Origin of the sequence: Pectobacterium atrosepticum (assembly GCF_000740965.1) — a bacterium.
Taxonomy (GTDB): Bacteria; Pseudomonadota; Gammaproteobacteria; order Enterobacterales; family Enterobacteriaceae; genus Pectobacterium; species Pectobacterium atrosepticum.
This window is the reverse complement of sequence record NZ_CP009125.1, coordinates 4,717,947-4,730,471: the sequence shown is the minus strand read 5'-3', so window position 1 is coordinate 4,730,471 and position 12,525 is coordinate 4,717,947. Positions and strand designations below refer to the sequence as shown.

Genomic DNA, 12,525 nt, shown 5'->3' with positions numbered 1-12,525 from the left:
TTTTAAAACAATAATGATACATCGGGGAAAGCGAAGCCCACTGTTTGCCAGGCAGTGGGCTTTTTTCATCGAGCACAGTTAAAAGCGTCGATGTCACAAGGATAATCCGATATCCATATCACCCAGCATTTCCCGTAAATCCTCGCTAACACGCTCAAGATTTAGCGTGAATGAGATATGCCGTGCTTTCCCGTCCGTGAAAAATTCAGAGCGGGTTTCATTGATGTTGGTAATCACGTACATACCGTAGATATTCCCCGTCCCCTCGATCAAGGGCCAGGCTTTCCCTGTGTAAGCCATCGTTTGCAGCACGTTTAACGACACGTCACCGCCGGTTATTTCTGGATACAGCTCACCGGACAGCGTGATCTTATCTTCGCCTGCCCCGATGTACTGATAATGCGGGGATTTACCTACTCGGTCATTTTTAACGTGCCGCCAAGTGCTGTCATGGCTCAACGACTGATACGGCGTAGTTTGCCGCATGAAAACGAACATACCCAAAATCATCATCATGATAAAAACCCTATACGTGATCGGTCAGTTGTGAGCGCTGGCGACTCTGCTTGCGGCGTTCAATGTCATCAATTTCCCGTCGCAATCTGGCGACGAGTTTGTCTTCATCCAGGCTGCGTGCATCCTGAATCGTGATATTGATTTCATATTTGTCTGTGTTGGCCATACCGGCAGACATCGCCGTTCTCATCTGTGCTGCAGGTGAATTGATGGCCGGAACGTCTGCCCCAACGGGTTGCACAGTGAACGGCAGGACGGAAGCGGCCAGCAGGCCGGCGGTTTGCTTCACGCGTTCCAGTAATGGGATTTTGGGCTGTGCAGGCATAACCTGTGATTCACGGTAGCCGTTCGCCAGCATGACGGCGGGCGGTACATTTTTAAAAACGATATCTCCCAGCTTGTTGGGATCTTTTTTCTCTTCTGTGGTTGCCTTGCTGCCTGTTTTTGCTGTCGTTGGGTTGCTGCCAGTCAAATCCTGCAATGCACCTTTGGGTTTAGGGGTATTGCTTTCACCCGCCGGCTGTTTTGCTGCTTCACCGGTTTTAATAACCGCATCGGCTTCTTTGGGGGGCTGTGGCTTCCACTCCTGCGCCACCATTTTCTTTTGTTTCTTATCCCACACATACATAACAGGCTTTTTAGGCTCATCACCTTTTTGTGGGATCGCCCCGTTCATGGCATTTGATGCTGAGACGGCGGCGTTTGCGGCTTCAGGGATAACACCTAGCTTTTCCAGTATCCAGCCAATCCCTTCGGCCACTTTCAAAATAACCGTCACTACGCCGCCAATCGCCACCCCGACCACTTCACCGAATACCCGCCCAGCGTCCGTGCACTGTTTCAGTGATTCAGATGAGGCATTGACCGGTTCAAACAGTTTGGTGAACCAATCCCATACGCCACTAATCGCCCGCCCGATCCCGTCAAAAATAGGTGATAGTGCTGAGAAGGATTGCTTAACCGGTTCAAGGCCAGCAACCAGACCGCTAAAGTAGCCGCTGAAAAACGCCTTGATCGGCTCCCAGTATTTGTAAATCAACACACCAGCAGCAATGATTGCTACGCCGATTAACCCGATGGGACTCAACAACAACATGAGGCCAGTACGTAGAATGTTAAATACCGCCATCCCTGATCCGCTCAGTGCCGAAAATCCCGATGTCGCCAGCATCCGCACGCCATTCCCCAGCGCAGATAACGCAGCGCCTGGCTGAGTGAATGCCATCAGCAAGGAACGGCCAGCGCTCTGGGCAATACCACCGATTCCACCGATGCCACTGCGTATACTGGTAAGGATGCCACCCCACGCGCGGGTGCTGGACAGGCTACCGGTCATAACGCCACTAAGCCTGCTGAACATACTTGTAACGGTGCCAATACCCTTACCACCGCTTAACAGGGATAGGCCAAGTTGCAGTTTGGAAAATGGCCCCATCAATATGCCAGTCGCAAGAGAGACGGTGCCGATGGCTGCGGTGAGCGCCAGTGCACCGCCAACAACAACGAGCAGCGTTTGAGCCAACTCAGGGTTAGCCGTTACCCACTCGCGGACGCTATTCACTAACGCCGTCGCGCCCTGAGCCAGTTTGCGCAAAACGCCAGAGTCATTTTCAAAGATGGCAAAACGTAACCCACTCAGTGCGCCACCCAGCTTGTCGATATCCCCCGACAGGTTATCGCGTAGCGTGCTGCCCATGCGATCCGCTGTTCCGCTGACATTGCTAAACTGGTCTGTGGTATTTGCCAGTGCTGACAGAAAGTTAGGGATCTGATCGATAGACAGGTCTTCTATTGGCGTGCCAAATAAGGCAATAGCCGCATTTGCTCGCTCGGCGGGGTCTTTAATCTTCAATAGCCCCTGCGCGGTTTTCTGCATCGCGTTACGCGCCTGTGCGCCGCCACTGGCGATGGCCGACGCGACACGTTTCGCATTCAAGCCGATGGTGTCATACGCCGCTACGCTGGCCTTGGACAGGTCAGAGCCACGGATTGAGAACTCTTTGACGGCATCGCCGGTCTTATCCAGCGCAAATTTCCCCTGCTGCGCCATATTGACCAGCAGCGTCATAGCTTCTGATCCGCTGTAGCCCATATTCCTGAAATGCGTCGAATACTCATGCAGTATTTCGGGCAGTTCGCCCCGCATTTGTGATGACACGCGCTGCATTCCCGCTGCCATCAAATCAAATGCCTCGTCGCTGCTGGCTGCAAGGCCATTTTTCATCATAATGGCAGCAATCTGGATATGCTCAGCCGTATCACCGCCGAGCACGGATTGCATATCCAACGCCTTGCGCGTGATCCTGTCTAACTCAGCACTGCCTACTTCCCCCAATGCGCCCAGTGAGCTACGCACCGCAGACAGGGTGTTTGCGATATGGGCAAGGTCATCACTCACCCCGTCGCTATTGATGCCTTTAATCATGCGTGAATACTGCGTACCCATTGATGAGGCTTCAGCATTTTGCGCAGCAATCACTGCGCCGCTTTTATCTGATTGCAGGCTGGGTGCCATCATTCGAGCGCCGACATAGGCACCGGCAGCGCTCGCACCGATCGCCATTGTGCCTGTGCTGCGCAGGTTGCTTGCCGTCTGCTGCATCCGATCGTAGCGCGTGCGCGCCTGTGTCACTGCCGCCAGTCGCCGTTGCTGTTCCGCTAACTGGCGGTTATAGCGCGCAGTTTGATCGCTAATCTGGTCTGTCGCTCGGCGACTGCGATCCAGTATCACGCCATGCCGTGCCAGCTCTGTCCGTAATTGCTTTAGCTGTTCGGTTTCGTTTGTCTGAGCGGTTGATAATTGCCGGATAAGCTCACGCTGCCGCTTCAGTGCCGCGTTTTGTTCATCCGTTCGTGTACTGGCTGCGCCAAATTCGGCGCGCATCGCAGCGGCTTTGGCTTTCGCTTGTTCCAGTTCGCGGGTTGTTTTAGCGGATGCGGCGCTCAGTCGGTCAAAGCTGCTGGCCTGCCGTCCTAGTCCGTTGAGGGTGTTTTGTGTTGCTCTGATTTGATCGGCCAGCGCCGCCGTGCCGCTGCGTGCAGCACTGACGGGCCGAGCCATATTATTGATCGCGCTGAACGCCACGCGAATATTGAGATTGCGATCTGTCATTCCGAGTTTCCGCTTCTAACGGCCGCTCGGCTGCGCCATGCCAGTAATTCATCTACTGGCATGGCATCCATCGCCGACGGCAACCAATGGAAAATTGCTGCGATGTCGGCCATCACCTCTTCAACACAGTTAAACGGGCACTGAATTACGCCGTTACCGCGTCCGTCTCGTTCGCTGGGGAAGAGGGTTGCAAAAAAGTGGCCACCGCGTTGGATAGCTGGCAAAAGTCCCAGGTGTCCATCGTGGTCAGTTCTTCTTTCGTCAGCGCCGGACTGGTGATGCGCGGGAGCAACGTCAGCAGGCTGTCAACATCGGACGTCATCACATCGTAGACTTTCAACCCACGCAGCGATCCGGCCTGTTTCAGTGCACCGGTGATCGTGACTTTTTTCACGTCACCGCCTTTACGCGTAATCGGGTTTTGCAGAATGACGATGTTATTTTGTTTCTCGGTCATGATAAAAATTTCCTGTTATAGCCCAACGTTAGCGCGGTGTTTTTCCAGCATATCGACACCGGCCACTTTATAAATCATGTTCAGCACATCCACTTCCATGACCTCTTCACCGCTGATCGTCAGCTTGAAGTAGGTATTTTTCAGCGTGTATTTATGTGCCGTATCTTCACCCACTTTGGCAGAGCCTGGGTCAAGATCGGTAAACCGGCCGCGCGTCTGGATTTCACACGGCACGGCTTCGCCTGTGGTTTCATCCTGATACGAACCTGCAAAGCGCGTTTGCATACCGTCAGCTGTGGCGACACCCCATTTTTTCAGCAAGTTGGCATCCAGCCCGCCGAGCGTGATTTCCATATCCAGCGCGCCCGCATCAAAACCGAAGTCAATCGCGACAAAGCCAGGCATGCCGCCCGCCTGATAGTCTTCTGTCTTGCGCGTGAGTTTGGGCGGTGTCACTTCCGGCACCTGGCCGAAATAGTTGTCACCGTCGATAAACAGATTGAAGTATTTAAGTTTTTTTGGCAGAGACATGATTTACCCCTTACCCGCTGAACGTGTTGGCAAACGTCGCGAAGTATTCGTCAGTAAACTCCTGCACCAGATCCAAATGCTCTAATGGCGGAACGGGTGTGTAGTTGTACTTGATGGTTAATTTTCCAGTGCGTAGCGTTTCGCCGGTGTTGGTTTCTTTGTCATACCAACAATTCGCACCCAGCAGACGGCCAGCGGTGACCAGCGCCGTTAACTTGCGGTTGATGCCGTCCACAATATCCTTTGCCAGTGAGGGCGTAAGCGGCTTATCGATGTAGAAGAAATGCGCTTCTGCGATGGTGTCTGCGAGGATTTGCGCCGTACGGGTGTAGCTTTCAAAAAGGTAGGTTTCACGATCACAAGTGCGCGATCCCCAAAAGCGAAAGCCGTTTTGCTTAATCAGCGTAGTGATACCGTTGCTGTTCAGCTCGTCGGCGTCGGTATCGGTTCCCTGTAGCGTGAAATACACATCCTTGCTCAGACCTAGCACGCCGTTTACCGCAACGTTGGATAACACCTTGTGCCAGCCGGTTTCCGCATCAATTTTGGCACGTAGACCAACCGCAAACGCTGGCGCGGGTACGGTAACGCTTTCCCCTTTGGCCGTGTCATAGGCGATAAAATCAGGCCAGATCACCATAAGTTCGCGCTGGGAGAAGTTTTCACGGTACGTTTTTGCCGCCGCGATGGTCGCGCAGTCATGCGCGCTGACATAAGCGAACGCGTTTAGCTTTTCAGCCATGACGGCCAGTTGCGCGGCAACGGCTTGGGTATCCAGTTCCGGTACAGCCAGTACGCGCGGGCGAACACCAATTCGTGCCTCTGCCGACAGCAGCGCATACAGCCCCGTATAGCGCCCGTTGGCATCGGAACCGCCGATCACTAACTGATCTTGCGTCGGTTTAGGTTCATTGCCTTCCGCCTGCGCATTCGCCGCATCTGCCACGCGGATCACCACCGTTTGAGGACTGGCTTGATCGGAAATGCATTTCAGCGTCGTGTGTAACGTACCGGTTTTTCCTGCCTTGCCTAACACGCTGGCAACGCGGGTTAACAATACGGGTTCGTTTAACGGGAACGTATCAGCGTCGGCATCATCGGCAGTGCACACCACGCCGATCACTGCCGAGTCGATATCGTTAATGATGGTGCTGAGATCCGTGGTTTCTCGGACGGTCACACCGTGATGATAATTAGTCGCCATGTTTGTTGCCTCAATGCGTCAAATGTCCGGCTTCATGATTGCGGGATTTCGTGGGCTGCGCACGGCGTTTGCTGTGTCTTAGAAACGTGACAACGAGCGCTGATTGTTCCTACGCGCGCGTAACGCGAGTATTCAGTCAGAGATCAGGGGGTAACAATGTCAATCATGGACACGGTAGGGGTTATTTCTGGGCGGTTGGACGAGTATTCACCCCGTCCGGCGTTTATGGTGAGGGTCGGCGATAAGCAGGTTACGGAGCTGAATGATCGGCTGATGTCGTTATCGCTGACAGATAACCGAGGCTTTGAAGCGGATTCACTGGAATTGGTGCTGGATGATGCAGACGGAAAATTAGCCCTGCCGGAGCGTGGCGCAAAGGTCACAGTGGCGCTAGGCTGGGCTAATGGGCCGCTAATCAGCAAGGGGACATTTACGGTTGATGAAATTGCGCATCGTGGCCCGCCGGATCAGCTAACAATTAGCGCCCGCAGTGCCGATTTCAGAGAGACATTCAACGTTAAGCGTGAATACAGTTGGCACAATGTTACCGTCGGATTTTTGGTATCTGCCATCGCTAGCCGCTACGGGTTGAAAGCAGGCGTGACAGAACGGCTGGCTAAGCTGGAACTTGACCATGCTGATCAGACCAATGAATCAGATATCAGCTTCCTTACTCGCATGGCAGAAATGGTTGGGGCAATCGCCACGATAAAAAACGGTATGTTGCTGTTCATTGTTCCAGGGCAGGCGGTATCACAAAGTGGCAAGCCGTTACCGGCCATCACCATTACCCGCAGCAGCGGAGACAGCCACAGTTTCCGTGTTGCTGATCGTGACGCCTATACCGGTGTTACAGCGTACTGGCTGGATCTGAATTTTGGTAAAACCAAGACCACAAAGGTAAAAAATAAACGTAAAACCAGTACGCCCACTAAAAAGAAAGCACCTGCATCCAGCAGTAAAGAGGGGAATTATCTGGAGGGTACGGAAGGTAATGTTTATGTCATGCGCTCGACATTTAAAACCGAGCAAGCTGCAAAACGCGCCGCCGCGGCTAAATGGTCGAAGTTACAACGCGGGGCAGCAGAATTCAGTATGACGTTAGCGCGAGGTCGTGCCGATTTATATCCCGAATTACACGCCCGTATGTCTGGGTTTAAAACGGTTATCGATAATGCCGACTGGATAATTACGCGCTGTGTACATGATATCAACCAATCGGGATTTACTACCTCGCTGGAATTTGAAGTGAAAATAACGAACTGGGCAGCAGACGATAATGATGATTAATGCAACGTCTGTGTATAATACCAGTAACACCAACAGTTTGAGGGGTTGTCATGGCGATCAAATGTCCAAAGTGCCGCGCAACTGCAAAAACACGTACCAGCGTAGAACTCAGCCCATTGGTTCGACGTAGCTATCACCAGTGCCAAAACATGATGTGCGGTTACTGCTTCACCAGCATGACGCACATCGACGAACCACTAAACGAAACCCGCCCTGCACCAGGCGCCCGCGTCCCGCCCAACGTGTTTCCCCGCAGCCACTGCGGGGAGAATCAGCTGGATCTGGGGGTTTAAATCAGATGAAAGAAAAGCTCGCGATAGTGATATATCGCGAGCTTTTAGTTATATCAAAAAAGGTATAAAAACATGAATGTTGATATTATTGGTGATTTAGATGATTCGGTAAGATTACAAAGATATATGAACTTTGCGAAATTTATTTCGCTGCTTGATAATCGAGAGATTTTTTTATGTAAAACATCTTTATTCGAGGATGAGCTGGAAGGTGGATTTACTGTTATTGATGAAATGTTGAGTGATGGATCTGCCGCTATACTTGACAATGTTGTTAACAATCTATTGCCTACTGTTAATAAGCAAACGCTTGAAGAAAGAGAAGAAAGAAATAAAATCAGTGCTGATGTAATGAAGCATGTTGAAGAAGAGCCGTATCATACTGTTTTCGGAGATATTGAAAAAAAGGATTTTAGTCATCAAGAACTTCATGAAAGAATTAAAGATTTTATTGATGTATGCTGTTGGCATAGTAATGAAAAAGAAAGCATGGCAATGTGGAAAATTTATGGAGAGGATGATTTTGCTGTTTGCGTCATTACTGATGTTGGGAATATAAAAAGAAGTATAATTAAAAATAAAGAGTATAAAATTTTAATTGCTAAGGTGAAATATCTTATTTATGAAGATGAACACTTTAAACAAGAACATCCGCTTGCTCAATATATGCATAAAACAGATTTTTACTCTTATGAGAATGAAGTAAGAATCATAGGGTATGACCCAACATCAAATATTTATGAAGAACGAAAGGCGTCAGGCACACGTATTGGCGTCAATCTTCAAGAATTAGTACAAGAGATCAGAGTATCGTCGACGGCTCCTGACTGGTTTCTCGGCCTTGTCCGTTCAATATGCAAAAAATTTTCCTTAGATGTGCAAGTTTGCAGATCAGGAATAAATATAAAACACTCCTATTATAATAAAAAATAATATATACAGACGCATGTAAGTCTACCCTGTCACTAGCTTATGAAAAACCCCGCAACCAAACGCGGGGTTTTTGTTTCGATGTGGTCAATGTGTGGACATTGTGAGAAATAAATCCTTTTATTTCTATGTGTTACGGAAATGATGTCTACACCATCCCTGTCTTTTCGCCCTCCATGATGGAGGGCTTTTTTTTATCTAAAATTCGGCACGAAAAAAGACAGCGTAAGGGAGTGGTAACGCGTAGAATATGAGCATCAAAAATGATGCTCATGAATGTTCCCTGACCTGTCTTCAGGCTTTTGGCGACATCCTCATAAAAGCACGCAGAAACACCGTTGGCCGCTCGCCATTACATGGCGATGACATACTTTCCCTGTACCATTGCTTCACCGCGTTAGCCTCTGCCATGACAGTGGGCGGCGCATTCTTTTATTTTAACTTTTGATATCAATACCATGACCCGTTCTCCCCGTTCGACCGCCTGGTTACGCGTCGTCAGCCTTTCTCTGGCGGCATTCATTTTTAACACCGCTGAATTTGCCCCTGTTGCGTTACTGTCAGACATCGCTGCCAGTTTTTCCATGAGCGCTGCGCAGGTTGGGCTGATCATCACGATTTATGCCTGGGTAGTTGGGCTGATGTCGCTGCCCTGCATGCTGCTGTCCAGTGATATGGAACGACGTAGCCTGCTGATCAAAATCTTTATCCTGTTCGCCATCAGTAATGTGCTGTCCGGCCTCGCCTGGAATTATTGGGTGCTGATCATGGCCCGTATCGGCGTGGCGCTGTCTCATGCGGTGTTCTGGTCGATTACGGCATCGTTGGTGGTGCGTCTGGCGCCTGCGGATAAAAAAGCACAGGCGTTGAGCCTGCTGGCGACCGGAACGGCGCTGGCGCTGGTGCTAGGGTTACCGCTGGGGCGTGTGGTCGGGCAGTATCTGGGCTGGCGCGTGACGTTTGTCCTTATTGGCCTGATCGCTGCGGTGATTATGGTGGGCCTGATGAAGCTCCTGCCTGTGTTGCCGAGCAGCAATTCCGGTTCGTTGAAGAGTTTACCTCTCTTGCTTAAGCGTCCGGCGTTGCTGTGTGTGTACGGCCTGACGGTCATGATCGTGACGGCGCATTTTACCGCCTACAGTTACATCGAGCCGTTTATCCTGAAAGTGGCGTTGTTGAGTGAAAACTTCACGACCATCCTGTTACTGATTTTTGGCGGTGCCGGAATCATTGGCAGCATGTTGTTTAGCCGCTACAGCAGCAAGTATCCTGCCGGCTTCCTGATTGTGTCGTTCGCGTTTCTGGCGGTGTGTTTGCTGCTATTGCTACCTTTGTCATTCAGCGGATGGAGCTTGTCGACGCTGTGCATCGTCTGGGGTATCGCCATTATGGCGCTAAGTCTGGGCATGCAGGTCAAGGTATTGACGTTGGCATCGGATGCAACTGATGTAGCGATGGCACTCTATTCGGGGATCTATAACATCGGGATCGGCGGCGGCGCGCTACTCGGTAATCAGGTTATTACCCATTTGGGCCTGCCCGACATCGGCTACATGGGTGCAGCGATGGCGATACTGGCGACGGTGTGCTGTATTTTTACGTTTGTTCGCTATTCCCATGTGCTAAAAACATCATTAACGAACTGAGTACGGGCAGCGACCCAGACGATCTGTTTTCTGTGAGGGCATGATGAATCCACACTATGCGCGTCTGGTGACGCTGGCGGCGGTGAGCGCAACGGCCGTTGCGCTGGTGCTGTTTGTGATGAAAGTGTTTGCCTGGTGGCATACCGGTTCGGTCAGCCTGCTGGCATCGCTGGTTGATTCGCTGGTGGATATCGCCGCATCGCTGGTGAACCTGCTGGTGGTGCGCTATTCGTTGCAGCCGGCGGATACTGAGCATGCGTTCGGCCACGGTAAGGCGGAATCGCTGGCCGCGCTGGCGCAGAGCATGTTTATTTCCGGTTCGGCGCTGTTCCTGATCCTGACGGGTCTACAACATTCGCTGGAGCCACAGACGCTGCACGCGCCGGAAGTCGGCATGTGGGTGACGCTCATTGCGCTGGTGGCTACGCTGCTGCTGGTGTCGTTCCAACGCTGGGTGGTCAAGCACACACACAGTCAGGCGGTACGGGCGGATATGCTGCATTATCAGTCCGACCTGTTGATGAACGGTGCCATTCTGGTGGCGTTGGCACTCAGTTGGAAAGGCATTACTCGCGCCGATTCCCTGTTTGCGTTGGGTATTGGCGTCTATATTTTATATAGCGCATTGCGTATGGGTTACGACGCCGTGCAGTCGCTGCTGGATCGCGCACTGCCGGATGAAGAACATCGCGCCATTGCTGAGGTGATCGTGAACTGGCCGGGTATTCGCGGTGCACATGCGTTGCGCACCCGACGTTCTGGGCCGACGCGCTTTATCCAACTGCATTTGGAAATGGATGACGCCCTGCCGCTGGCTGAGGCGCATCAAATCGCCGACGATCTGGAACAGGCATTACGTAAACAGTTTCCGGGTGCCGATATTATTATCCATCAGGATCCGGTTTCCGCCGTGCCGGAAAATCAACGTGGCAGGCTGACGGCGTAGTTGACGGTATTTTCAGCATTTTATGTTAAAAACGTGATAGGCCATGAAAATTTATGCACAATTTAGCCTGACCTGAATCAATTCAGCTTCGGGTGTTTGTTATAATATGCTAATAAAAGAATAAGGCGTTGCTGCCTGCGTAACGGCGGCGGTGAATTTACGATAGAAGAATCCTGCAAAATTACATCTACAAGTCCAGAGGTTGTCATGATTAGAAGAATCGGAGTGTTGACGAGCGGTGGCGATGCACCAGGTATGAATGCGGCAATTCGAGGTGTGGTTCGTGCTGCACTGTCGGAAGGGCTGGAAATCTACGGCATTTATGATGGCTATCAGGGCTTGTACGAAGATCGCATGGAGCAGTTGGATCGCTACAGCGTATCGGATGTAATTAACCGCGGCGGTACGTTCCTTGGTTCCGCACGCTTCCCACAGTTCCGTGATGAAGCGGTGCGTCAGGTCTGCGTAGAAAACATGCAGAGACGCGGTCTGGATGCGTTGGTGGTTATCGGCGGTGACGGTTCCTACATGGGTGCTAAACGTCTGACGGAAATGGGTTTTCCCTGTATCGGCTTGCCGGGCACGATCGATAACGACGTGGCGGGTACAGACTACACCATCGGCTACTTTACCGCGCTGGAAACCGTGCTGGAAGCGATTGACCGCCTGCGCGATACCTCCTCTTCCCACCAGCGTATTTCGATTGTTGAAGTCATGGGACGCCACTGTGGTGACCTGACGCTGGCGGCGGCAATTGCTGGCGGCTGTGAATTTATCGTCCTGCCGGAAGTGCCGTTTAGCCCGGAAGATCTGGTTAGCGAAATTAAAGCGGGTATCGAAAAAGGTAAAAAGCACGCGATTGTGGCAATCACCGAGCTGGTGTGCGACGTCGATGAGCTGGCGAAATACATTGAGAAAGAGACGGGACGTGAAACCCGTTCGACCGTACTCGGTCACATTCAGCGCGGCGGTTCGCCGGTCGCGTACGATCGTATTCTGGCCTCCCGTATGGGTGCCTATTCGATTGAGCTGCTACAGCAAGGCTACGGTGGTCGCTGTGTCGGTATCCAGAATGAAAAAATGGTGCACCACGACATCGTGGACGCCATCGAGAATATGAAGCGTCCTTTCAAAGGCGACTGGTTGGAGACGGCGAAGAAATTGTTCTGACCTAGGAACGTTGATGTTTTCTGTCTCTTCGTCCATTTTTATGCGGATGCTGAGACGGTTTCGTGCGCGATAATGTCGTTATTTTCATGCTACCTCGTAGCACGCGCCCGACACGGGACGGCTCAAGCGCCGCTCGCCCCGTGACCCCAGGCTTTCGGCGTGAATTATGCCGCTACGCGGTGCCTTCGTCGGTATCTGACTTAACGGACCGCTTGCGACACGTTCCGACGTGGCGCAAGCTCTCGCCGCGTCCCTGCGGCTCATCCTAAGCCAGCTATCTCCTCAGCATAATTTTTTACGCCGGATAACGGCAAAATTCGCGATGCATCTGGATTGGCGTATAAGAGACTGCGCTAGGCGTCGAAGATGTATTTCTCCCCCTCGTTGCTTCCCCATCACGTCAGCCGTGTTAGATATATAACCAGCAAGA

General features: G+C 51.7%; 12 protein-coding genes. 6 read left to right on the top strand and 6 right to left on the bottom strand.

The genetic code is table 11. From position 1 onward, the window contains the following. Positions 1-93: 93 nt before the first annotated feature. The 6 genes from GZ59_RS21010 to GZ59_RS20990 all read right to left on the bottom strand — a co-directional run bounded on the left by GZ59_RS21010 (position 94) and on the right by GZ59_RS20990 (position 5,820). Positions 94-516 carry a phage tail protein gene (locus GZ59_RS21010; RefSeq protein WP_039294216.1) on the bottom strand — a complete coding sequence of 141 codons (423 nt, stop codon included), beginning with the start codon at positions 514-516 and terminating at the stop codon, positions 94-96. Between the two features lie 10 nt (positions 517-526). Continuing rightward, positions 527-3,628, bottom strand: a complete 3,102-nt coding sequence (locus GZ59_RS21005; RefSeq protein WP_051918071.1) for a phage tail tape measure protein — start codon at positions 3,626-3,628, stop codon at positions 527-529. Beyond that, complete coding sequence (locus GZ59_RS24105) at positions 3,625-3,690, bottom strand: GpE family phage tail protein (RefSeq protein WP_228925434.1); 66 nt, start codon at positions 3,688-3,690, stop codon at positions 3,625-3,627. Before GZ59_RS24105 ends, GZ59_RS21005 begins: the two co-directional genes overlap by 4 nt. Positions 3,691-3,773: 83 nt before the next feature. After that, positions 3,774-4,085, bottom strand: coding sequence for a phage tail assembly protein (locus GZ59_RS21000; RefSeq protein ID WP_039294213.1), 312 nt, complete (start codon positions 4,083-4,085; stop codon positions 3,774-3,776). Between the two features lie 15 nt (positions 4,086-4,100). Further along, positions 4,101-4,616, bottom strand: a complete 516-nt coding sequence (locus GZ59_RS20995) for a phage major tail tube protein (protein WP_039294210.1) — start codon at positions 4,614-4,616, stop codon at positions 4,101-4,103. A 10-nt stretch (positions 4,617-4,626) separates the two neighbouring features. Further along, positions 4,627-5,820: a phage tail sheath protein gene (locus GZ59_RS20990; protein WP_039294208.1), complete on the bottom strand. Its 1,194-nt coding sequence runs from the start codon at positions 5,818-5,820 to the stop codon at positions 4,627-4,629. Positions 5,821-5,976: 156 nt separating this feature from the next. Between GZ59_RS20990 and GZ59_RS20985 the strand changes: the two genes are divergently transcribed. The 6 genes from GZ59_RS20985 (at position 5,977) to pfkA (ending at position 12,095) form a co-directional block, all read left to right on the top strand. Further along, on the top strand, positions 5,977-7,110 hold the full coding sequence (locus GZ59_RS20985) for a phage late control D family protein (RefSeq protein ID WP_080718616.1): 1,134 nt from the start codon (positions 5,977-5,979) through the stop codon (positions 7,108-7,110). Between the two features lie 50 nt (positions 7,111-7,160). After that, entirely contained in the window at positions 7,161-7,403 is a 243-nt protein-coding gene (locus GZ59_RS20980) for an Ogr/Delta-like zinc finger protein (RefSeq protein WP_039294206.1), read from the top strand. A 72-nt stretch (positions 7,404-7,475) separates the two neighbouring features. Beyond that, positions 7,476-8,336 carry a DUF2971 domain-containing protein gene (locus GZ59_RS20975; protein WP_039294203.1) on the top strand — a complete coding sequence of 287 codons (861 nt, stop codon included), beginning with the start codon at positions 7,476-7,478 and terminating at the stop codon, positions 8,334-8,336. Positions 8,337-8,791: 455 nt separating this feature from the next. Further along, positions 8,792-9,979: a sugar transporter gene (locus tag GZ59_RS20970; RefSeq protein ID WP_011095773.1), complete on the top strand. Its 1,188-nt coding sequence runs from the start codon at positions 8,792-8,794 to the stop codon at positions 9,977-9,979. 43 nt (positions 9,980-10,022) lie between these two features. Beyond that, a complete protein-coding gene (gene fieF, locus GZ59_RS20965) occupies positions 10,023-10,925 on the top strand; it encodes a CDF family cation-efflux transporter FieF (RefSeq protein ID WP_011095772.1) in 903 nt (300 codons plus the stop codon). A 207-nt stretch (positions 10,926-11,132) separates the two neighbouring features. Next, positions 11,133-12,095, top strand: a complete 963-nt coding sequence (pfkA, locus tag GZ59_RS20960) for a 6-phosphofructokinase (RefSeq protein WP_011095771.1) — start codon at positions 11,133-11,135, stop codon at positions 12,093-12,095. Positions 12,096-12,525: the final 430 nt, after the last annotated feature.